At 71.1% G+C, this 22,128-nt stretch carries 14 protein-coding genes; 7 read left to right on the forward strand and 7 right to left on the reverse strand.

Annotated features, from left to right (window positions below; translation table 11 throughout):
• The 4 genes from ACGFR9_RS34505 (at position 1) to ACGFR9_RS34520 (ending at position 5,682) form a co-directional block, all read left to right on the forward strand.
• A complete protein-coding gene (locus ACGFR9_RS34505; protein WP_393216744.1) occupies positions 1-930 on the forward strand; it encodes an ABC transporter permease in 930 nt (309 codons plus the stop codon).
• The gene (locus ACGFR9_RS34510; RefSeq protein ID WP_393216746.1) at positions 923-1,756 is read left to right on the forward strand and encodes an ABC transporter ATP-binding protein; all 834 of its coding nucleotides are present in this window, start codon (positions 923-925) and stop codon (positions 1,754-1,756) included. The genes ACGFR9_RS34505 and ACGFR9_RS34510 overlap by 8 nt, the downstream gene beginning before the upstream one ends.
• A gap of 99 nt (positions 1,757-1,855) precedes the next feature.
• Complete coding sequence (locus ACGFR9_RS34515) at positions 1,856-4,048, forward strand: CDP-glycerol glycerophosphotransferase family protein (RefSeq protein WP_393216748.1); 2,193 nt, start codon at positions 1,856-1,858, stop codon at positions 4,046-4,048.
• Positions 4,045-5,682 carry a glycosyltransferase family 2 protein gene (locus ACGFR9_RS34520; RefSeq protein WP_393216750.1) on the forward strand — a complete coding sequence of 546 codons (1,638 nt, stop codon included), beginning with the start codon at positions 4,045-4,047 and terminating at the stop codon, positions 5,680-5,682. The genes ACGFR9_RS34515 and ACGFR9_RS34520 overlap by 4 nt, the downstream gene beginning before the upstream one ends.
• Before the next feature lie 227 nt (positions 5,683-5,909).
• Here the strand turns inward: ACGFR9_RS34520 and ACGFR9_RS34525 are convergent, their stop codons facing one another.
• From ACGFR9_RS34525 to ACGFR9_RS34535, 3 genes are all read right to left on the reverse strand, one after another.
• Entirely contained in the window at positions 5,910-10,856 is a 4,947-nt protein-coding gene (locus ACGFR9_RS34525) for an NAD-glutamate dehydrogenase (protein ID WP_393216752.1), read from the reverse strand.
• An 805-nt stretch (positions 10,857-11,661) separates the two neighbouring features.
• Positions 11,662-12,330 (reverse strand): HAD family hydrolase, encoded by a 669-nt coding sequence (locus tag ACGFR9_RS34530; protein WP_393216754.1) that lies wholly within the window; start codon positions 12,328-12,330, stop codon positions 11,662-11,664.
• A 55-nt stretch (positions 12,331-12,385) separates the two neighbouring features.
• Positions 12,386-12,892 (reverse strand): DUF6912 family protein, encoded by a 507-nt coding sequence (locus tag ACGFR9_RS34535; RefSeq protein WP_393216756.1) that lies wholly within the window; start codon positions 12,890-12,892, stop codon positions 12,386-12,388.
• Positions 12,893-13,208: 316 nt separating this feature from the next.
• Between ACGFR9_RS34535 and ACGFR9_RS34540 the strand changes: the two genes are divergently transcribed.
• The gene (locus tag ACGFR9_RS34540; RefSeq protein WP_393216758.1) at positions 13,209-14,174 is read left to right on the forward strand and encodes an Rv3235 family protein; all 966 of its coding nucleotides are present in this window, start codon (positions 13,209-13,211) and stop codon (positions 14,172-14,174) included.
• Between the two features lie 85 nt (positions 14,175-14,259).
• Here ACGFR9_RS34540 and secA read toward each other — a convergent pair whose 3' ends face one another.
• Positions 14,260-17,106, reverse strand: coding sequence for a preprotein translocase subunit SecA (gene secA, locus ACGFR9_RS34545; protein ID WP_393216760.1), 2,847 nt, complete (start codon positions 17,104-17,106; stop codon positions 14,260-14,262).
• A 281-nt stretch (positions 17,107-17,387) separates the two neighbouring features.
• On the opposite strand from secA, the gene ACGFR9_RS34550 reads away from it, so the two are divergent.
• The gene (locus tag ACGFR9_RS34550) at positions 17,388-17,957 is read left to right on the forward strand and encodes a GNAT family N-acetyltransferase (protein ID WP_393216762.1); all 570 of its coding nucleotides are present in this window, start codon (positions 17,388-17,390) and stop codon (positions 17,955-17,957) included.
• A 49-nt stretch (positions 17,958-18,006) separates the two neighbouring features.
• The gene (locus ACGFR9_RS34555; RefSeq protein ID WP_393216764.1) at positions 18,007-19,194 is read left to right on the forward strand and encodes a winged helix-turn-helix domain-containing protein; all 1,188 of its coding nucleotides are present in this window, start codon (positions 18,007-18,009) and stop codon (positions 19,192-19,194) included.
• 38 nt (positions 19,195-19,232) lie between these two features.
• On the opposite strand, the gene ACGFR9_RS34560 is transcribed toward ACGFR9_RS34555, so the two are convergent.
• From ACGFR9_RS34560 to ACGFR9_RS34570, 3 genes are all read right to left on the reverse strand, one after another.
• The gene (locus tag ACGFR9_RS34560) at positions 19,233-19,979 is read right to left on the reverse strand and encodes a response regulator transcription factor (RefSeq protein WP_030229232.1); all 747 of its coding nucleotides are present in this window, start codon (positions 19,977-19,979) and stop codon (positions 19,233-19,235) included.
• Between the two features lie 199 nt (positions 19,980-20,178).
• Positions 20,179-20,871 (reverse strand): ribosome hibernation-promoting factor, HPF/YfiA family, encoded by a 693-nt coding sequence (hpf, locus tag ACGFR9_RS34565; RefSeq protein ID WP_393216766.1) that lies wholly within the window; start codon positions 20,869-20,871, stop codon positions 20,179-20,181.
• Positions 20,872-21,182: 311 nt separating this feature from the next.
• Complete coding sequence (locus tag ACGFR9_RS34570) at positions 21,183-22,076, reverse strand: ComF family protein (RefSeq protein ID WP_393216768.1); 894 nt, start codon at positions 22,074-22,076, stop codon at positions 21,183-21,185.
• Positions 22,077-22,128 lie beyond the last annotated feature (52 nt).

Genomic DNA, 22,128 nt, shown 5'->3' on the forward strand with positions numbered 1-22,128 from the left:
GTGAGTCAGGCCCTCCACACACCACCCCCCGCGCCGGCCCGCCCGATACCGGACGAGGGCGACCTCGCGGCCCTCGCCGCCCGGCACGGCCTCACGGTCAGCGGCGCCCGGCCCACCCTCCGGGAGTACGTCCGTCAGCTCTGGGACCGGCGGCACTTCATCCTCGCCTTCTCCCGGGCGAAGCTGACCGCGCAGTACAGCCAGGCCAAGCTGGGCCAGCTGTGGCAGGTGGCGACGCCACTGCTGAACGCGGCCGTCTACTTCTTCATCTTCGGCCTGCTGCTGGGCGCCCGGCGGGGCATCCCGCACGAGATCTATGTGCCGTTCCTGGTGACGGGCGTGTTCGTGTTCACGTTCACCCAGAGCTCCGTGCTCGCCGGTGTGCGGGCGATCTCCGGGAACCTTGGGCTGGTGCGGGCCCTGCACTTCCCGCGCGCCTCCCTGCCCGTCTCCTTCGCGCTTCAGCAGCTCCAGCAGCTGCTGTACTCGATGCTCGTGCTGGTCGTCGTCGTGATGGCCTTCGGGAGCCTGCCCGCCCTGTCCTGGCTGCTGGTCATCCCCGCGCTGCTGCTGCAGTTCGTGTTCAACACCGGGCTCGCGCTGATCTTCGCGCGGATGGGCAGCAAGACGCCCGACCTGGCCCAGCTGATGCCGTTCGTGCTGCGCACCTGGATGTACGCGTCCGGCGTGATGTTCAGCATCCCGGCGATGCTGCACGACAAGGACGTGCCCGGCTGGCTCGCCGACGTCCTGCAGTGGAACCCGGCCGCGGTCTACATGGACCTGATCCGCTTCGCGATGATCGACGGCTACGGCTCCTCGTACCTGCCCCCGCACGTGTGGGCGTTCGCGCTGGGCTGGGCCCTGCTGGCCGGCGTGATCGGGTTCGTCTACTTCTGGAAGGCAGAGGAGAGGTACGGCCGTGGCTGACACCACCGACGCGAAGATCCCCACGGTCGTCGCCGACCACGTCGACATCGTCTACCGGGTCAACGGCACCGGCGCCGGACGCGGCTCCGCCACCGCCGCCCTCAACCGCATGCTGCGCCGCAAGCAGACCGAGAAGGCGGCCGGGGTGCGCACGGTGCACGCCGTGCGGGACGTCTCCTTCGTGGCGTACCGGGGCGAGGCCATCGGCCTGATCGGCACCAACGGCTCGGGCAAGTCGACCCTGCTCAAGGCCGTCGCCGGCCTGCTCCCGGTGGAGAACGGCCGTATCTACACCGACGGCCAGCCCTCCCTGCTCGGCGTCAACGCCGCCCTGATGAGCGATCTGACCGGCGAGCGCAACGTCCACCTCGGCGGGCTCGCCATGGGCATGTCCCGCGAGGAGATACGGGCACGCTACGACGAGATCGTCGACTTCTCCGGCATCAACGAGAAGGGCGACTTCATCACCCTGCCGATGCGCACCTACTCCTCCGGCATGGCGGCCCGGCTGCGGTTCTCCATCGCCGCCGCCAAGGACCACGACGTCCTCCTCGTCGACGAGGCGCTGGCCACCGGCGACCGCTCCTTCCAGAAGCGCTCCGAGGCCCGGATCCGGGAACTGCGCAAGCGGGCGGGGACGGTGTTCCTGGTCAGCCACAACAACAAGTCGATCCGCGACACCTGCGACCGCGTGCTGTGGCTGGAGCGCGGCGAACTGCGCATGGACGGGCCGACCGAGGACGTGCTCAAGGAGTACGAGGCGTTCACCGGCGGCACGGACAAGGCCCGCAAACCGAAGCCGAAGGCGGCACCGGTGCCCTCCTGAGGCCCACGCCCGCGCGCCCAGGCGACCTATTCGTCGTATTGATGCCAATATGACCGAAGAGGAATGCCCGGAGCGACGAGCAGCCGAAGGAGCCCCGCGATGCCCGAACTCAGCGTCGTCGTCCACGGGCCGAACACCCAGGACCACCTGACCGGCCTGCTCGACTCCCTCGCCGCCCGTCCGCTCCCGGACACCGAGGTCGTCGTCGCCGCCGTCGGCGACTGGGCCCGCGAGACCGCCGTCCGGCACACCCCGCACATCCAGGTGCTGCCCCTGCCGGACGGCACGTCCGGCGCGGCGGCCCGGACGGCGGGGGCGGCGCGGGCCACCGGCCGCTGGCTGCACTTCGTGAGCGCCAAGGACGGTCTGCCGCCCGACAGCACCCGTACCGTCGCCGAACGGCTCGCCGAACTCCCGGACACCGTGGACGTACTGCTCCTCGACCACCTGCGCAGCACCTGGCGGAGCTCCGGCCTGCCCTCGGCGGACGGCCCCCTGCTCGCCCGCGCGGGACGCGCCGAACTCGCCCTCGGCGACGCCGCCTACCTGCTGCGCCTGACCCCACTGCTCGGCACCCGCGTGCTGCGCGCCGGCTTCTGGCGGGCCCACGAGGAACAGCTCACCACCGACGACGAACCGCGCGCGGCCCTCGCCGCCCTGCTGCTCGCCGACCGTGTCGCCGCCCTGCCGCAGATCGCCCACGAGGACCGCCGGCTGCGGTCCGCCGCCCTCCCCCCGGTCACCCCCGAACAGCGCTACGCGCTCGTCGACCGCTACGAGAGCCTGCTCGACCTCGCCCGTGACCGCCCCGCCGTCTACACCGTGCTCTACGAGATCATGGTCCGCGACTGTCTGCGCACGTTCACCCGCGGCGGCATGCCCGAGGACGTGGCCCGGGAGTTCTTCCACCGGGCCTCGGTCGCCGCCCTGCGCCGCCGCCCCGAGGGCCACCGGCGCCCCGCCGGCCCGGAGGGCATCCGCCGCTCCCTGCTCGAAGAGGGCGCCTACGGGAAGTACCGCGCCTTCCAGACCGCCAACCGCGCCCGCCGCGCCGTGCGTTCCACCGTCCGCGCCGGCCGGCGCCGGCTCGGCGCACAGGTCCGCGAACAGCAGTACCGCAGCGCCCTGCGCCGCCCCGTCGACCCCCGTCTCGCGGTGTTCGCCGCCTACTGGAACCGCGGAGTCGCCTGCAACCCGGCCGCGATCGCCGCGAAGCTCGCCGAACTCGCCCCGCACATCCACCCGGTGTGGGTGGTGACCGCCGAGAACGCCGCGCTGCTCCCGCCCGGCACCGACCACGTCGTCCCCGGCACCCGCCGCTACTGGGAGACGCTCGCCACCGCCGCGTACCTCGTCAACAACGTCAACTTCCCGAACGCCCTGGTCAAACGCCCCGACGCGGTACACCTCCAGACCCACCACGGCACCCCCCTCAAACGCATGGGCGTGGACCAGATGCCGTTCCCCGCCGCCGCCCAGGGCCTGGACTTCGCCGCGCTGCTGGAACGCGTCGACAAATGGGACTACAGCCTCTCCGCCAACCGTCACACCACCCGTATGTGGGAGAGGGCGTACCCGTCCCGGTACATCCCGCTGGACTACGGCTATCCGCGCAACGACGTCTACTACACGGCCGGTGCCGACGACATCCGCGCGGTCCGCGCCCGCCTCGGCATCGCCCCCGGCCGCCGGGCCGTCCTCTACGCGCCCACGCACCGCGACTACGAGGCCGGCTGGACCCCGCGCCTGGACCTCGCCTCCCTCGCCGACCGCCTCGGCGAGGACACCGTGCTGCTGGTGCGCGGCCACTACTTCTACGAGGGTTCCGCCTCCCCGCTGACCGGTCTGCGCCGCTCGGGCCGGATCGTCGACGTCTCGTCCTACGACCCCGTCGAGGAGCTGTGCCTGGCCGCCGACGCGCTGGTCACGGACTACTCGTCGATCATGTTCGACTACGCCAACCTCGACCGCCCGATCGTCGTCCACGCCGACGACTGGGAGACGTACCGCACCACGCGCGGTGTCTACTTCGACCTGATGGCGGAGGCGCCCGGCCCGGTCGCCCGCACCCAGGACGAACTCACCGGGATCCTCACCACCGACGCCTGGCGCGACGACAGCGCGGCGAAGGCACGGGCCGCCTTCCGCCGCCGCTTCTGCGAGTACGACGACGGCCGCGCCGCCGAACGCGTCGTACGCCGGGTCTTCCTCGGCCAGGACGAGGCGTCGCTGCCGCCGGTGGTCCCGGTCGGGGAACGCACCCCGGCACCGGCTCCCCAGGAGGCCGTATGACCGTCTCGCCGCCCCCCGACGTCACCGTCACGGTGATCGTGCACAACGACGCCGGACGGCTCCCCCGCGCGGTGGAGTCCGTACGCCGCCAGACCCACCGCGACCTCGAGATCGTCATCAGCGACGACCACTCGACCGACGACACCCCCGAGGTCGCACGGGCGCTGGCCGCCCTCGACCCCCGCATCCGGTATCTGCGGCTGCCGGAGAACAGCGGCGGGTGCAGCGCGCCCCGCAACCGTGCGCTGGAGATCGCGCGGGCGCCGTACCTGATGTTCCTCGACAGCGACGACGAACTCCCGCCGGAGTCGGTCGCCTCGCTGCTCGCCGCACACCGCGAACGCGACCTCGACTTCGCGATGGGCGCGGTACGGCGGATCCGGGTGGACACCGGACGCCGCTCCACCTGGATGCCGCACCTCGTGCGCGAACGCCGCACCCTGGACGGCGTCGAGGCCGATCCGCGGCTGTTCTTCGAGCACCTGGCGACCAGCAAGATGTACTCCCGCGCCTTCCTGGACCGGCACGGTCTGCGCTTCCCCGAGGGCATCCACTACGAGGACCAGCTGTTCTCGGCGCAGGCGTACTGCCTGGCGAAACGATTCACTGTCATCCCGGAGCCGGTGTACCACTGGTACATCGCCCCGTACGCGGACTCCGACGCGGTGTCCATCTCCAACCAGCGGCATCTGCTCACCAACGTCCACGACCGCGTCCACGTCCAGCGGCTGATCGACGCCTTCCTGACCGGGAGCGGGCACGGGGCGCTGCGCGAGGACAAGGACCACAAGTTCCTGAAGCACGACTTCCGGATGTACGCGGGCGATCTCCCCTACCGGGACGAGGAGTGGCTCACGGCCTTCGCGGACCTGGTGAACCCGTACCTGGAGACCCTGTCACCGGGCGCGTACGCCCGTCTCCCCCGCGCCGAGCGGGTGGTGCTGCAACTGCTCCGCGACCGGCGGCTGACCGAGGTGCGGTGGGCGGCGCGCGGACTGGGGCACGCTGTCGCCCCGAGGGAGCTGACCACGGGCCCGGACGGCCGTACGTACTGGGGCGGACGGATCCCCGAGTCGGCGACGGCCCGCCGCGAACTGGACCTGACCGAGCTGGAACCGGCCACCCGCCCGTTCCCCGTCGCCCACTTCCGCCACGAGATCACCGAGATCAGGCGCGGACCCGGCGCGTCGGTCGACCTGACGGTACGCACCTACGACCCGGCCCTGCGCCTGCCGGTGGGCCCGCAGCGCGCGAGTCTGCTCCTCACCCCCGGCAGGCACCGCCTCACGGTCCCGTTCCGGCTCTCCCCCGTACGCCCCGGCGTCTTCGAGGGCCAGGTCCGCCTCGACCCGGCGGCCGCCCGCCTCCCGCTCACCGGCTTCGCGGGAAAACGCCACCCGATGCTCCAGCTGACGTCCCAGGGCCGCAGCAACACCTCCCTGCTGCTGGCCCCCCTCGCCTTCCCACCCCTCAGGGCCCGCCTCCCCCACCACCACCTCACCATCGAACCCGAGGGCCACACCCCGGGCCGCCTCCAACTCCACTGGCACCCCACCACCGCCCTGCACCACCTGAAAACCCCCCGCCTCCGCAAAGCAGCCCGCACAGCGGCAAGCATCTTCAGCCACCCATAACCCCTGCAACGCCGAAGAAGCGCGGCCCGAACCCCCCACACACCCACCCACCCCACCCCCACCCAGCCCCTACGGCGTTTGAGGAGCGGGGTCCGGGGCGGAGCCCCAGGGACGGGAAGGGAAGGGGCGGCGGGGGCGAAAAAGCCCAGACCGGCCGCCCCCACCCTCAAACGCAAGGGGCGCCCCGGGCCGGACAGACCCGGGACGCCCCACATACCCGCCGCTACCTACGAATGCGACCGCAACAACGTCCGCATCGTCCGCATGGCCACAGACAGATTCGCGAGATCAAACGCCTCGGACCCGTGGATCTCCTCCAACGTGCTACGCGCCCGCCCCAACAGCGCGGCATTCTTCCGCTCCCACAGATCGAACCGCTGCTGCGGCGCGGCAGCACCATCCCCCTCCGCCAGAACCTCCGCAGCCACAGCCGAGTGCGCCGCGTACAGATCCTCACGGATCGCCGCACGGGCCATGGACTGCCAGCGGTCGGCCCGCGGCAACTCGATGATGCGGTCCATCAGCTGAGTGATCCGCAGCCGGTCCCCGAGGTCGTAGTACACCTCGGCGACCTCCAGCGGCTCCTTCCCCATCCGGTCGGCCACCGACACGATGTCCAGCGTCGGGAACGCGGAGGAGAACCCGGCGACCCGCGTGGCCAGCTCGTCCGGAACCCCGGCACCGCTCAGCTCGTCGTAGATCCGCTGGTACCACTCGAGGTCGGCGCCCCGCAGCAGCTTCGGCAGCTGCGACCACACCTGCTCGACCCGCTCGCCGAAGAACGTCACCGTCTCCTCGAGCTCCAGCGGCTGCGGCCGGTTGTTGAGCAGCCACCGCGTACCGCGCTCGACCAGCCGGCGCGAGTGCAGCCTGATACGGGTCTGGAGCTCCGCGTCGACCGTGTTGTCGAGCGCCTCGACCCCGTCCCACACCACCGAGGAGCGGAAGATCGCACGGGCCGCGGTCTGCGCCCGGACGATCTCCTCCAGCGACGCGCCGGTCTCCTCGCGCAGCCGGTGCAGATACGTCGTACCGCCCGTGTTGACCGTGTCGTTGACCAGCACCGTCGTGGTGATCTCGCGGCGCAGCGGGTGGCTGTCGATCCGGTCGAGGAACTGCTCACGCAGCTCGGTCGGGAAGTACGCGTGCAGCAGCACCTTCAGATACGGGTCCTCGGGCAGCGAGGTGGCCAGCAGCTCCTCGGCGACCGTGATCTTCGTGTACGCCAGCAGCACGGCCGTCTCCGGTCCGCTCAGACCCTGCCCGGAGGCGAGCCGTTCACGGATCTGCCGGTCGGTGGGCAGGAACTCCAGGGCCCGGTCGAGATGCCCTTCGCGCACCAGGTGCTTCAGGAAGCGCTGCTGCGCGTGCATCATGTCCTTCGACTGTGCCAGCGCGTTGGCGATGGCGGTGTTCTGCGCGTAGTTGTTGCGCAGGACCAGCCGTCCGACCTCGTCGGTCATCCCGGCGAGCAGCTTGTTGCGCTGCTTCACGGTCATGTCGCCGTCCTTGACGAGACCGTTGAGCAGGATCTTGATGTTCACCTCGTGGTCGGAGGTGTCCACGCCGGCGCTGTTGTCGATCGCGTCGGTGTTGATGCGGCCGCCGTGCAGCGCGAACTCGATCCGGCCGAGCTGGGTGCAGCCCAGGTTGCCGCCCTCGCCGACGACCTCGACCCGCAGGTCCTTGCCGTCGACGCGGATGGCGTCGTTGCCCTTGTCGCCCACGTCGGCGTTGGACTCCGTGGACGCCTTGACGTAGGTGCCGATGCCGCCGTTCCACAGCAGGTCCACCGGTGCCGTGAGGATCGTCTTCATCAGGTCGGCCGGGGTCATCTTGGCGATGCCGGGCTCGATGCCGAGGACCTCGCGCATCTGCGCGTTGACCGGGATGGACTTGGCGCTGCGCGGGAAGATCCCGCCGCCGGCCGACAGCAGCTCGGTGTTGTAGTCGGCCCAGGAGCTGCGCGGCAGCTCGAACAGCCGGCGGCGCTCGGCGTAGGAGACGGCAGCGTCGGGGCTCGGGTCGATGAAGATGTGCCGGTGGTCGAAGGCGGCGACCAGGCGGATGTGCTCGCTGAGCAGCATGCCGTTGCCGAACACGTCGCCGGACATGTCGCCGATGCCGACGACCGTGAAGTCCTGGCTCTGGGTGTCCACGCCCAGCTCCCGGAAGTGCCGCTTCACGGACTCCCAGGCGCCGCGGGCGGTGATGCCCATGCCCTTGTGGTCGTAGCCCGCGCTGCCGCCGGAGGCGAAGGCGTCGCCGAGCCAGAAGTTGTACGACTCGGCGACCTCGTTGGCGATGTCCGAGAACTTCGCGGTGCCCTTGTCGGCGGCGACGACGAGGTAGGTGTCGTCCTCGTCGTGCCGGACGACGTCCGCCGGGTGCACGACCTCGCCGGCCACCATGTTGTCGGTGATGTCGAGCAGCGCCGAGATGAACGTCCGGTAGCTGGCGATGCCCTCCGCCATCCAGGCGTCACGGTCGGCGTTCGGGTCGGGCAGCTGCTTGGCGACGAAGCCGCCCTTGGCGCCGACCGGCACGATGACGGTGTTCTTCACCATCTGCGCCTTGACCAGGCCGAGGATCTCCGTACGGAAGTCCTCCCGGCGGTCCGACCAGCGCAGACCACCGCGCGCGACCTTGCCGAAGCGCAGGTGCACGCCCTCGACGCGCGGCGAGTACACCCAGATCTCGAACGCCGGGCGCGGCGCGGGGAGGTCGGGGATGGCCGTCGGGTCGAACTTCATGGAGACGTAGTCGTGCGGCACGCCGCCGCCGGCCTCCTGGAAGAAGTTGGTGCGCAGCGTCGCCTTGATGACGGTGAGGAAGGAGCGCAGGATGCGGTCCTCGTCCAGCGAGGCGACCTGGTCGAGGGCGGCGTCGACCTCCTCGAGGAGCGCGTCCACCAGCTCGTACCCGGCGCGCTGCCGGTCCGGGGACATCCGCGCCTCGAACAGGGAGACGAGCAGCCGGGTGGTGTGGACGTTGGTGCGGAGGGTGTCCTCCATGTAGTCCTGGCTGAACGTGGAGCCGGCCTGGCGCAGGTACTTGGCGTACGCCCGCAGCACCACGGCCTGCCGCCAGGTCAGCCCGGCGCCGAGCACGAGGGCGTTGAAGCCGTCGTTCTCCGCCTTGCCGGTCCAGGTCGCGGCGAAGGTGTCCTGGAACCGCTCACGCGCGTCGTCGCCGAGATGGTCGGCGCCGGCGCCCTTGGGCATCCGCAGACCGAAGTCGTAGATCCAGGCCACGCTGCGGTCGGCGCAGCGCAGTTCGTACGGCCGCTCGTCGACGACCTCGACGCCGAGCCGCTGGAGCACCGGCAGCACGGCGGACAGGGAGACGGCCTCGCCCTTGCGGTAGATCTTGAAGCGGCGCTCCTGGGCACCGGCGCCCACCGGCTCGTACAGGCTGAGCGCGAAGTCCCGCTCCTCGTCGAGCTCCTCGATCCGGACCAGGTCGGCGACGGCGCTGCGCGGGGTGTGGTCGGCCTTGTAGCCCTCGGTGAAGGAGCCCGCGTAACGGCGCAGCAGCTCGGCGGCGCGCTCCTCGCCGAACTCGGCGTTCAGCGCCTCGGAGAAGCCGTCGGCCCAGGAGCGGGCGGCCTCGACGAGGCGGGCCTCGATGCGCTCCTTGTCGGCGTCGGACAGCTCGGGCAGTTCGGTGCCCTGCGGGACGCGGACCACGAAGTGCAGCCGGGAGAGGACCGACTCGGTGTTCCAGGCGGTGAAGTCGACGCTGATGCCGCCGAGCTCCTCCTTGAGGATGTCGATGATCCGCAGCCGCACACCGGTGGTGTAGCGGTCGCGCGGGAGGTAGACGAGCGCCGAGTAGTAGCGCCCGTACTCGTCCTGGCGCAGGTAGAGCCGCAGCCGGCGGCGCTCCTGGAGGTAGAGCACGGAGGTCGCGATGGCCTGGAGCTCACCGACCGGGGTCTGGAACAGCTCGTCGCGCGGGTAGGTCTCCAGGATCTGGAGCAGATCGCGTCCGTCGTGGCTGTGCGGCGAGAAGCCTGCGCGTTCGAGGACCTCCTCGACCTTGCGGCGGATCACCGGCACCCGGCGCACGGACTCGGTGTAGGCGGCGGAGGAGAACAAGCCGAGGAAGCGGCGCTCACCGACGACGTTGCCGTCCGCGTCGAACTTCTTGACGCCGATGTAGTCCAGGTACGACGGCCGGTGCACGGTGGCCCGGCTGTTCGCCTTGGTCAGCACCAGCACCTTGTGCTCGCGCGCCTTGGCGCGGGCGTCGGCGGGCAGCCGCTCGAAGGACGGGCTGACGGGGTGGCCCTCGTCGGTGGCGTGGTGCGGGTCGGAGCGCAGGATGCCGAGGCCGGTGCCGGGGACGGCACCCAGCGAGTCGTCCCCGCGCAGCTCGTACTCGCGGTAGCCGAGGAAGGTGAAGTGGTCGTCGGCGAGCCAGCGCAGCAGCTCGCGGGCCTCCTCGACCTGCGGCGCGGGCAGGTCGGCGGGGACGTGCTCACCGGGCAGCGCCTCGGCGAGCGCGGTCGCGGCCTGGCGCATCTTGCCCCAGTCCTCGACGGCCTCGCGGACGTCGGAGAGGACCCGCAGCAGGTCGGAGGTGATCTGCTTGAGGTCGCCGCGGTCGGTCTCGCGGTCGATCTCCACATGGATCCAGGACTCGACGTGCGCGTCGTGCGGCAGACCGCGGGTGTCCTGGGGGAGGTCGCCGCCGACGGGGGCGGTGAGCACCTCGATCAGCTTGCCGGTGACGTCCCGGCGGACCACGACCTGGGGGTGGATGACGACGTGGATGCCGCGGCCCTGGCGGGTCAGCTCGTTGGTGACGGAGTCGACCAGGAACGGCATGTCGTCGGTGACCACCTCGACGACGGAGTGGCTGCAGGTCCAGCCGTTCTCCTCGACGGTCGGGGTGTGGACGCGGACGCTGGCCGTGCCCTGGGGGCGGCTCTCGGCGAGGCGGTAGTGCGAGTAGGCGGCACCGAAGACGTCGACCGGGTCGCGGTCGGTCAGGTCCTCCGGGGCGGTGTGCAGGAAGTAGCGCTGGAGGAACTCGAGCACGGTGTCCCGGTCGGGCATGCCCTTGTCCGTCGTCCCGGTCGGCAGTTTCCCCCCGGCCGGGCTGTTCTCAGCTACCCGGGCGGCCCTTTCGAGCAGCTCGGCCTTGGCTTCGTCCAGCTTGGTCTGCATGGTCCTCTGGCTCCTGTCGCGCGCCATTGCGTGACGTAGAAGGAAGTACGGTCTCCGGCCTCGCGGTGCGGTGGTACGACGCGGGGTGTCCGCTCTGTACCGACGCTATGCCGCGAGGTGAAGTGAGTGGGGGCTTCTCGGCGGAATTCGACGCGCCCGACGGGTGTGACGCCGCTCTCCCCGATACCCGTCCGGGGGAGGTGTGGCGCGTCCCGAGTGCCCTGGTGCGAAGACCAGCGACCGCCACCCGGTCACGGATGTCGTCCGTGCTCGCCGGGCGCACAGCAGGGACACCGAGGCCCCCGCGAGCTATCGCGCTGATCACGCCACCAAGGCTATCGCTCCCCACAGGCCCTCCGTCATGAGCCGTATGTGTACAAAACCAGCCCCCGAACTTTGACGTTCTGCACAGTGCGCTTCCCCCCACACATACCCGTGCCCTCACAGCCACGGGCGCCCACACCGCCCCGCCACTACGGCCGGCACACCATCGCCACTACGAACAATCGCGCCACCGCCACTGCGGGCAGCGACCCACCGTCACTGCGGGCGGCGCACCATCGCCAGTACGGGCAGCGACCTACCGCCAATACGGGCAGCGCGCCACCGTCACTGCCCGCAGCGACCCACCGCCACTACGGGCAGCGCACCAGCGTCAGTACCGGGAGCGCGCCACCGTCACTGCGGGCAATCGTGCCGCTGGGGCGGCACGGGTGGGCGCAGCGGCACCCCGCAAACGCCGGGCCGCGCGAACACCCCCCGGCCCCCGGCCGCCCCCCACTGCAATCGTCGGCCGCGTAAACGCTCAGCCCGCCGCCAACCGCTCCGCCACCCCCACCGCTTCCCGCAACGTGTCCACCACCGGAACCCCCACCGCCTCCAGGCTGGCCCGCCCGTGCGACCCCCCGGTGTACAGCACCGCCCGCGCCCCCGCATGCAGCGCGGCCACCGCATCGTCCGCCGCGTCCCCGATCACCACCGTGCGCCCCGGATCGACCCCGGCCAGCGCCGAAAGATGCCGCACCATGTGCTCCGCCTTGCCTCCCCCGGACGGCCCGGTCCGCCCCTCCACCCGCAGGAAGTGGGTCTCGATCCCGAACCCCCGCACCAGCGGCACCAGCTCCTCGTGCCCGTACAGGCTGAGGATGGACTGGCTGCGCCCGGCCGACGCCCACCCCGCCAGCAGCTCCACCACCCCCTCGGCGAGCCCGCACCGCACATGGTGCCGCGTGTAGTACCGATGGAACGTGGAGTCCATCAGCTCCCACTCCGCCGCGCTGGGCAGCCGCCCCATCAGCCGCTCGTAGAACTTCGGCACCGGTACGCAGTACAGCTCCCGGTACCGCTCCAGCGTGAGCGGCTCCAGGCCCAGCTCGGCGAAGGCCGCGTTCGTCGCCCCGATGACCGCGTCGACATCGTGGAACAGCGTGCCGTTCCAGTCCCAGACGATGTGCGCGTCCGTGTACGTCCCCATGCCCGAAAACGTACCCGCCCCCACTGACATCCGGCAGGGCCACAGGTCAGGGCGGTCAGCCCACCAGGTTGGGGATCTCCTGGGTGGCGTACCAGAGCAGTTCGTGGTCCTCCGCGCCCTCGACGGTGAACCGGGCGTCGTCGTCCCCGCCGTCCGCCGCGGCCAGCGCGCCCGCGGCGGCCGCCACGTCCGCCTCGGCGTCGGCCGCGTCCACGTGCACCGCGGCCGCCTTGGCCAGCCGTACGGCGCCGGCGACCCGCACCTCGCCGAGGGCGGCCGGGTCGAGGCCCCGGTCGGGGTCGCTGGAGGCGGCGCCGTCGGACACGTCCACGGCGACCACGACCCTGCGGCGCGGCGCACCGGCGTCCGCGGCCAGCAGCCGCAGGGAGGCGAGCGCGGCGCGGCTGAGCGCGGCGTACTCGAGTTCCTCGATGTCGTCGGAGAGGTACCACTCGCGCAGCGCGGGCGTCACGGCGTACGCGAGGAACGGCCCGTCGCCCAGCACACCGGTCCTGGACGCCTCGGCGAGCCCGGGAAGGGTCAGGGGGACGTAGACGCGCATGGCGGGCCGCTTTCACGAGATCGGGAGCTCCGGACGAACCCTCAGGATACGTGCGGGGCGTCCCCCATCGAGTCCCCACCCACACCCCCACCCACGTCCACTCCCGTCCCGCGATTCACCCGGCTCCCCCGCCCCACCACGGGCCCGGCCTCCCCCGATTCACCCTGATAAGTGAATCCCGACGGCCTCCTCACTCGGCCCTCCGTCGCCTTGCCCGGGACCCCCGCAAACCCGTACAAGATCCACGAAGACGAAGTTACCGCCCGGTACGTCCGACCGGCCGGGCCCGCAGAACGGGGTCCCCATGCACAAAGTCATGACCAGAGCCCAGCACCGCCCCGCAGGCCGTCCCCCCACCCGCCACGACCCCCGCCGCCCTTCAGCGGCCCCGCCGCCTCACGCGTCCACGGCACGGCCCGCGACGTCCCCGGCCCCAAGAACGTCCCCGCCCGCGAACGCCGACGCGCCCCGTACGGTCCCGCAAGCCCTGAGAGCACCCACTACGGCCCGCCCCCACACCGGCACACCGCGCCGGGACCGGCAACCCCTGACACCCCCCACCCCCACCGGCACGGCTGCCCCGCACACAGGACCGGAAGGAGCCACGTCCGCCGCTGCCGCCGCCCCGGCCCACTACCCGTCCCCCACGTCCCTCACCCCCGCCGGCGCTCCGCACAGGCCCGCAGGAGTCCCTGCACGCGTCTCCTCACCCGGCGCGGGCGCCCCGCCCCGTGTCCCCGTCGGCAGGGTCGCCGCCGCGCCCTCTCCCGGCGGGCGCCGCCCCGCTGCCACGGCTAGGGCGACCCGGCCCACCGACAACCGTCCGCCGGCCCGCGCGGGCCGGCGGACCACCTCGCCGACGCCGTCGGCACCCGGCGTCCGGGGGCCGTCGACCGTCGGCGGCCGCCCGCACGCAGCCGACCGGGCTCCCGTACGTCCCGTCGTCCCCCAGCCCCGGCCCACCGACCGCTTCGCCGAGCTGCTGCTCGCCGTTCTCAGCGGGCAGCGGCCCGTGCACGCGATGCTCCGGCACACCGCCGGACGCGCCTACGACGACCTGGTGCGGCTCGCCGAGCGAATGCCGCTGCGCACCCGGGGAGTCAGACCCGTCGTACGCGACATCGGCTGGTTCGAGCCGCGCGAGGGGGCCCTCGAGGTGTTCGCCCGGATCGGGGCGGGGGACAGACTGCGCGCCATGGCCTTCCGGCTGGAGCAGGGCCGGGATCTGCGCTGGCGCTGCACCGCCGTGGAGCTGGGCGGCCCCCGCGCGGGCATCCGCTGACCGCACCGGGTACAAAGCCCGAGGGCCGGGCACCCTGGGGTGCCCGGCCCTCGGCCCGCTCACAGCCGCTCCGCCGCGGCCGCGCTCACTTCTTGCGGCGGCGGCCGCCCTTCGCCTGCTTGCGGCGCTCCGCGCGCGTGAGGCCGTCCGCCTCGGAGCGCACCGGCTCCTCGTCGGTGGCGAAGTCGCCCTCGACGGTGCCGCCCTCGCCGTCCACGGTCGGCGCCGAGAAGTGCAGATTGCGCCGCTGCGGGGCGTCGAGCCCCTTGGCCCGGATCTCGGGGCGGGATCCCGCCTGCGCGGGCACCGCGTCCTGCTTCTCCAGGTCGGCCACCGGCTTGACGTCCTCGACCGGGACCTCCTCGACCTGCTGCTCGACCTGGACCTCCAGGTTGAACAGATAGCCGACGGACTCCTCCTTGATGCCCTCCATCATCGCGGAGAACATGTCGAAGCCCTCGCGCTGGTACTCGACCAGCGGGTCCTTCTGCGCCATCGCGCGCAGACCGATGCCCTCCTGGAGATAGTCCATCTCGTAGAGGTGCTCACGCCACTTGCGGTCCAGGACCGACAGCACGACCCGGCGCTCCAGCTCACGCATGATCTCGGAGCCGAGCTGCGTCTCACGCGCCTCGTACTGTGCGCGGACGTCGTCCTTGATGGACTCGGAGATGAACTCGGCGGTGAGCCCGGCCCGGTCGCCCGCGGCCTCCTCCAGCTCCTCGATGGTGACGCTCACCGGGTACAGCTGCTTGAACGCGCCCCACAGCCGGTCCAGGTCCCAGTCCTCGGGGAAGCCCTCACCGGTCTCGGCCTGGATGTAGGCGTCGATGGTGTCGTCCATGAAGTGCTGGATCTGCTCCTGCAGGTCCTCGCCCTCCAGCACGCGGCGGCGCTCGCCGTAGATGACCTCGCGCTGCCGGTTCATGACCTCGTCGTACTTCAGGACGTTCTTACGCGTCTCGAAGTTCTGCGTCTCCACCTGCGACTGCGCGGACGCGATCGCACGCGTGACCATCTTGTTCTCGATCGGCACGTCGTCCGGCACGTTCGCCATGGACATCACGCGCTCGACCATCTGCGCCTTGAACAGCCGCATCAGGTCGTCGCCGAGGGAGAGGTAGAAGCGGGACTCGCCGGGGTCGCCCTGACGGCCGGAACGGCCGCGCAGCTGGTTGTCGATGCGCCGCGACTCGTGCCGCTCGGTGCCGAGGACGTACAGGCCGCCGTTCTTCTCGACCTCGTCCTTCTCGGCCTTGACCGCCGCCTCGGCCCGCTTGATCGCCTCGGGCAGGGCGTGCGCCCACTCCTCGATGTGCTCCTCGGGGTCGAGGCCGCGCTGGCGCAGCTCCGCCTCGGCGAGGTCCTCGGGGTTGCCGCCGAGCTTGATGTCCGTACCACGGCCGGCCATGTTGGTGGCGACCGTGACACTGCCCTTGCGGCCGGCCTGGGCGACGATCTGCGCCTCGCGCTCGTGCTGCTTGGCGTTCAGCACCTCGTGCTGGATGCCGCGCTTGCTGAGCTGCTGCGACAGGTACTCGGACTTCTCCACCGAGGTCGTGCCGACGAGGATCGGCTGGCCCTTGCGGTGCTTCTCCTCGATGTCGTCGACGACCGCCTCGAACTTGGCGACCTCGGTGCGGTAGATCAGGTCCGACTGGTCCTTGCGGACCATCGGCCGGTTGGTCGGGATCGGCACCACACCGAGCTTGTAGATCTGGTGGAACTCGGCGGCCTCGGTCATCGCCGTACCGGTCATGCCGGACAGGCCGGGCATTTCCTTGTCGTCGTGGTCGCGGCGCTTGTAGAGGCGGAAGAAGTTCTGCAGCGTGATCGTGGCGAGCGTCTGGTTCTCGTCCTTGATCGGCACCGCTTCCTTGGCCTCGATGGCCTGGTGCATGCCCTCGTTGTAGCGGCGGCCGGCGAGGATTCGGCCGGTGTGCTCGTCGACGATCATGACTTCGTCATCGATGATGACGTAGTCCTTGTCCTTCTTGAAGAGCTCCTTCGCCTTGATGGCGTTGTTCAGGTAGCCCACGAGCGGGGTGTTCACCGACTCGTACAGGTTGTCGATGCCCAGCCAGTCCTCGACCTTGGCGACACCGGACTCGTGGATGGCGACCGTGCGCTTCTTCTCGTCGACCTCGTAGTCGCCGGTCTCCTCGATACCCTTGAGCGGGTTGCCCGCCTCGCCGCGCTTGAGGCGCTTGACCAGCTTGGCGAAGTCGCCGTACCACTTGGTGGCCTGGTCGGCCGGGCCGGAGATGATCAGTGGCGTACGGGCCTCGTCGATGAGGATGGAGTCGACCTCGTCGACGATGGCGAAGTTGTGGCCGCGCTGGACGAGCTCGTCCTTGGACCACGCCATGTTGTCGCGCAGGTAGTCGAAGCCGAACTCGTTGTTCGTGCCGTACGTGATGTCGCTGGCGTACTGCTCGCGGCGCTGGGCCGGCGTCATGTTGGCGAGGATGCAGCCGACGGTCAGGCCGAGGAAGCGGTGGACGCGGCCCATCATCTCGGAGTCGCGCTCGGCCAGGTAGTCGTTGACCGTGATGATGTGGACACCCTCGCCGGACAGGGCGTTCAGATACGCGGGCAGGGTGCCGACGAGGGTCTTGCCCTCACCGGTCTTCATCTCGGCCACGTAGCCCATGTGCAGGGCGGCGCCGCCCATCATCTGGACGTCGTAGTGCCGCTGGCCCAGCACGCGCTTGGCGGCCTCGCGGACGGTGGCGAACGCCTCGGGGAGCAGGTCGTCCAGGCTCTCACCGTCGGCGTACCGCTGCTTGTACTCATCGGTGAGGGCCCGCAGCTCGGCGTCGGAGAGGCCTTCGAAGTCCTCTTCGATGGAGTTGACCTGGTCCGCGATGCGGTGCAGCTTGCGCAGGATTTTGCCTTCGCCTGCACGCATGATCTTCGAGAGGACGGACACGGGGGTTGGTCTCCTTGCCGGTCGGGCCTGGGACGGTCGGTTTCCATTTCACTGACTGAGCAACGGCCATCGTATGCGAGGACCCCGCCACGCCGGGAGGCCTGCCGTACGGGTGACTGCCGGCTGCTTCCCATCCGTTTCTCGGCTGCCTCGGAAAGAACAACGTGCGGGGCCCCCGGATGGTGCCGCCCCGCAGCGGCGAATTGCGCGAAGGGTGATCGTCGCCTCACGCACCGCGAAAGGGATGGCGTGGGCCGCCGCCGCGTGAGCAGAATCGGCCGATGGAACCCGTCACGCTCACCACCGACCGCCTCCTGCTGCGCACGGTCGGTCCGCAGGAGACCGACGCCGTGTACGCGATCTGCCAGGACCCGGACATCCAGCGCTGGACCACGATCCCCTCGCCGTACCTGCCGGAGCACGCGCGGGGTTTCACGGAGCAGATCGCGCCCGACGGGTGGGCGGCCGGTTCGATGTTCACGTTCGGTGTCTTCCTGCCCGGCGGGGAGCTCACGGGCATGCTCGGCATCACCATGCGCTCCCTGGGGACGGGTGAGATCGGCTTCTGGGGCGCGAAGGAGCACCGCGGCAACGGCTACATCACGGAGGCCGCCCTGGCCGCCTCCCGCTGGGTCTTCACCCGTATGTCGGTCGACCGCGTGGAGTGGCGCGCGGAGGTCGGCAACACCGCCTCCCGCGCGGTGGCCGAACGCGCGGGGTTCACCGTCGAGGGCGTCCTGCGCTCCTCGCTCAACAACAAGGGGGTGCTGCGGGACTGCTGGGTGGGCTCCCTGCTCCCGTCCGACCTGGGGCTTCCCTCCACGGCGCCCTACGTGCCCGGGCGGGCATGAGCCCGGACCCCGCCCGCGTTGTCAGTGGCGCCCTCTATCGTGCGGACGTATGACGACCCTCCCGCGTCCGACCACGGAACTCTCGGCCGACGAGGCCCGCCGCATCGCCCTGCGGGCCCAGGGCTTCCTCGGCGCCCCGGACCGGCGCTCGGGTGTCCGGGGCGTCCTGCGTCATCTGGGCGCGGTGCAGCTCGACACCATCTCGGTCCTCGCCCGCTCCCACGAGCTGATCCCCTACGCCCGGCTGGGCGCCGTGGGGCGGCGGACGGTCGAGGAGGCGTACTGGAAGAAGGAGTCCCAGCCCGCGCACGCGTTCGAGTACTGGTCGCATGCCGCGTGCATCCTCCCCGTCGAGGAGTGGCCGCACTTCGCCTTCCGCCGCCGCGCCTACCGCGCCCGCCCGCACTGGCACCACGAGCTGCCGGACGGCGCCTACGACCAGGTGATCAAGCAGCTCCGCGCGGAGGGCCCCCTCACGGCGACGGAGCTGGGCGGCGCCAAGCGCACCAGCGAGTGGTGGGACTGGTCCGGCACCAAGGTCGCCGTCGAGCGGGCGCTGATGTACGGCGAGGTGGTGTGTGTGGAGCGCCGCGGCTGGAAGCGGGTCTACGACCTCGCCGAGCGGGCCGTCCCGGCGCGACTGCTGCACGACGAGCTGGACGACGCGGAGTGCCTGCGCCGTCTGGTCCGCCTGGCCGGCCAGTCCCTCGGCGTGGGCACGCGCGCGGACATCGCCGACTACCACCGTCTCAAGGGTGAGCAGGTCGACGCCGTGATCGACGGCTCGGGCCTGGTCCCGGTCACGGTGGCGGGCTGGTCCAAGCCGGCCTGGGCCGACCCGGCGGCCCTGGCCACACCGCCGCGCGGCCGGCACCGTACGACGCTGCTGTCCCCGTTCGACTCCCTGGTGTGGGAGCGGGCTCGTACGGAGCGGATCTTCGGCTTCACCCACCGCCTGGAGGCCTACGTCCCCAAACCGAAGCGGGTGTACGGCTACTTCGCGATGCCCGTCCTCGCGGGCGGCCGGCTCGTCGGCCGCGTCGACCCGGCGCGCGAGGGGCGCACGCTGGTGGCCCGGCAGGTCACGCTGGACGGCCCGAAGGCGGTGCCCGCCGTGGCGCGGGCGCTGGTGGAGGCCGCGGGCTGGGTGGACTGCACGGACGTGCGCGTGGAGCGGGTCGACGCGCCGGAGCTGCGCGAGGCCCTCGCGCTGGAGCTCGCCCGTGCCCTGGCCTGATCCGGACCCCGGCGCAGGGTGCCGGTCCCGCGGCCCGGTCAGCGGATCTCGAGGATCTTCTCCCGCATCGCGTAGACCACCGCTTCCATCCTGGAGTGCAGCTGGAGCTTCTCCAGGATGTTGCGTACGTGGTTCTTCACGGTGTTCTCGGAGATGAAGAGTTCCTTGGCGATGTCGCGGTTGTTCATCCCCGTGGCCACGAGTTTGAGGACTTCGAGTTCACGGTCGGTCAGCCGGGGCGCGGGCACGAGCCGGCGCTCGTCGGTGCGCTGGATCATCGATTTGAACTCGGTGAGCAGTTTCGACGCCATGGAGGGGCTGATCTGCGACTGTCCGTCGGCGACCGCGCGAATGGCGGTGGCCACCTCGTCGGTGGAGATCTCCTTGAGGAGATAACCGGTCGCGCCCGCCTTGATCGCGTCGTAGAGGTCGGCCTCCTCGTCGCTGATCGTCAGCATGATGATCTTCGCGCTGGGGGCGACCTCCTTGATGGAGGTGCACGCCTCGATGCCGCCCCGCTTGGGCATCCGCACGTCCATCAGGATGATGTCGGGCAGCAGGTCGGCCGCCTTCTCCACCGCCTCGGCGCCGTCCCCCGCCTCGCCGACGACCTGGATGTCCTCCTCGGCCGCGAGCACGATCTCCAGTCCGCGGCGGAACAGCGCGTGGTCGTCCACCACAAGGACTCTGATCGGCTCCTTGCGTGGAGTGTCCGCGTCCGGGCCCATGCCGGCGACGCCGTCGTCGGCGTCCTCGTCACGCATCGGTCCGAAGCTGTCCGCCATCGTTCCTCCCCCTGCCGGCTGCGGCCTGTGGTCCTGACCATCGCCAACCCAAGGCAACGGCCCACCGGTTGAGCCGCTGCCGCCATGATTCCATGCCGCGCCGCCACCGCGGTGCCGGTGTGCGCGCCGAGTGGTCGCACACCGGTGCCCCTGGGGGCGCACAAGCGCACCAGGGGCACCGGTAAGCGTCACGCGCGGGTCAGCCGCCGAGCGTCCCGCCCGCCTCGGGGGACTGCGTCTGGGTGACCATCGTGTCCGTGCTGAGGTGGATCACGCCGTAGTCGTAGGCGTGCCTCCGGTAGACGACGCTGGGTTCCTTGGTCTCGGAGTCGACGAAGAGATAGAAGTCGTGCCCCACCAGTTCCATTTCGTAGAGAGCCTGGTCGAGGGTCATGGGTGCTGCGACGTGGGTCTTCTCGCGGACGATCAGGGGCCCGTCGCCCTGTACTTCCAGCGAGCCGATCTTCTTGGTGGGGACGGCTTCCGGCTCGTCCGCGACGAAGCCTCCGCCGGATCCGTTGAGTGTCGCCACGCCCGGGACGTGGTCGGGGACCTCGGCTGCCGAGATCCGGCGCGAACCGCGCCGTGAGAAACGCTTGTCGTGCTGCTTGCGCAGCCGGGCGTCCAGCTTCTCCGCTGCCAGGTCGAGCGCCGCGTACGGGTCGCTGGCTGCCGCCTCCGCCCGGATCACCGGACCGCGGGAGCGGAGCGTGATCTCCACCCGGTCGCAGCGGTCGGCCTGCCGGGGGTTGGGCTCCTTGGACACCTCGACATCGAGGCTGATCACCTTGCCATCGAGCTTCTGGATCTTCTCCAGGTTCAGCTTCTCGGCCACGTGCTTCCGGAACCGCTCGGGCACCTCTGTCTTACGGCCCTTGACGACGATGTCCACGCAGAACTCCGTTCCCGGATCACTCCGCCTCGGTGCGGAGCGTCTCCCTTTTGCACCAGGTCCCGGTGTCGTCCGGAACCTCGGACTTCGGTGACGTCCACCTCCTCCCCCATGGGCGAGATCTCCACTCCACCGGCACGGGTGATACCGAAAACCCGCAGCACGGCAATCGGATTCGAGAGGTGTGGCCTGCGGCTTTCCCTCTCTCCCGAACATATCTCGCCCGGACGGATGTCGTCACCCTCTACCGCGCCGTACCTCCATTCTGGTGAATTGTTTCCCTCATTACCTGCAACGACGTACGTTCTCAGTCAGTTCCGGTTTATTTCGAAAGCGTCTGGAGACGCCGCGACGACGGCCGCGCACATCGCGCCGGTGTTCCCGTCGGCGCCGCCCGCGCCCGTCGTGACCGGCGGCCGTCCGGACCGCCGGCCGGCACTCCGTCGAGCCGGTCCGCTCCGCTGTTCTCCTCTCCCTTCCCCTGTCTCACTCCGGTACACGAACGCGGGCGCCGAAATACTCGATTCGCCGCCCCGGTCCGGTGACGCGGCGTCCGGCCGCGCCCGTACGGCGCGCGCCGCCTCGGCCAAAGACGCACCGGTCGTCATCAGGTCGTCGACCAGGACGACCCGGCCCGCCGGGAGCAGCCGGTCACAGCCCGGGGCGAGCGTCAGCGCGCCCGCGAGGTTGACCAGCCGCTGCCGGGAGCCGAGCCCCGACTGGTCGGCCACGTCCCGTCGCTGCCGCAGCGCGGGAAGCACTCGCGCGGGTACCCCCGCCCGGCGCAGCTCACCCGCCGCCGCGTACGCGATCCGCCGCGCGGGATCGTGCCCGCGCGTGCGCACCGCCCGCCGCGCGGAGGGCACCGGGACGAGCAGCACCGGACCGTCCCGGACGCCCGGCGCCCGGACCGCTGCCAGCCCTGCCCGCACCGCTCCCGCCAGCGCCCTGCCGAGCGGTCGCGCGAGGGCCAGGGCGCCCCGCTCCTTGTGGGCCAGCAGGGTGGCGCGCACCTCGTCCGTGTACCGGGCCGCCGCGTGCACCGGGGGCAGTCCGGACGGCTCGGGCACCGGCCGCACCCGGCACGGCACGGCCCCGCCCAATGCCGTACGGCACCGGGCGCACAGCACCGTACGAGGTGCGCCGCAGCCGCCGCACTCGGCCGGGAGCACCAGATCGGTGAGGTCCTGCCACCAGTCCCGCATGGCCCCACTGTGCCAACGCCCGGCGCACCCGGCCACCCCTGTGGATAACCCG

Origin of the sequence: Streptomyces sp. NPDC048584 (assembly GCF_043199595.1) — a bacterium.
Taxonomy (GTDB): domain Bacteria; phylum Actinomycetota; class Actinomycetes; order Streptomycetales; family Streptomycetaceae; genus Streptomyces; species Streptomyces edwardsiae.

What these genes read in the sequence shown, in the direction of transcription:
- ACGFR9_RS34515 (WP_393216748.1), top strand. Translation starts at nt 1,856, where the DNA reads ATGCCCGAACTCAGCGTCGTCGTCCACGGGCCGAACACCCAGGACCAC.
- ACGFR9_RS34520 (WP_393216750.1), top strand. Translation starts at nt 4,045, where the DNA reads ATGACCGTCTCGCCGCCCCCCGACGTCACCGTCACGGTGATCGTGCAC.
- ACGFR9_RS34525 (WP_393216752.1), bottom strand. Translation starts at nt 10,856, where the DNA reads ATGCAGACCAAGCTGGACGAAGCCAAGGCCGAGCTGCTCGAAAGGGCC.
- ACGFR9_RS34530 (WP_393216754.1), bottom strand. Translation starts at nt 12,330, where the DNA reads ATGGGGACGTACACGGACGCGCACATCGTCTGGGACTGGAACGGCACG.
- ACGFR9_RS34535 (WP_393216756.1), bottom strand. Translation starts at nt 12,892, where the DNA reads ATGCGCGTCTACGTCCCCCTGACCCTTCCCGGGCTCGCCGAGGCGTCC.
- ACGFR9_RS34540 (WP_393216758.1), top strand. Translation starts at nt 13,209, where the DNA reads ATGACCAGAGCCCAGCACCGCCCCGCAGGCCGTCCCCCCACCCGCCAC.
- ACGFR9_RS34550 (WP_393216762.1), top strand. Translation starts at nt 17,388, where the DNA reads ATGGAACCCGTCACGCTCACCACCGACCGCCTCCTGCTGCGCACGGTC.
- ACGFR9_RS34555 (WP_393216764.1), top strand. Translation starts at nt 18,007, where the DNA reads ATGACGACCCTCCCGCGTCCGACCACGGAACTCTCGGCCGACGAGGCC.
- ACGFR9_RS34560 (WP_030229232.1), bottom strand. Translation starts at nt 19,979, where the DNA reads ATGGCGGACAGCTTCGGACCGATGCGTGACGAGGACGCCGACGACGGC.
- ACGFR9_RS34570 (WP_393216768.1), bottom strand. Translation starts at nt 22,076, where the DNA reads ATGCGGGACTGGTGGCAGGACCTCACCGATCTGGTGCTCCCGGCCGAG.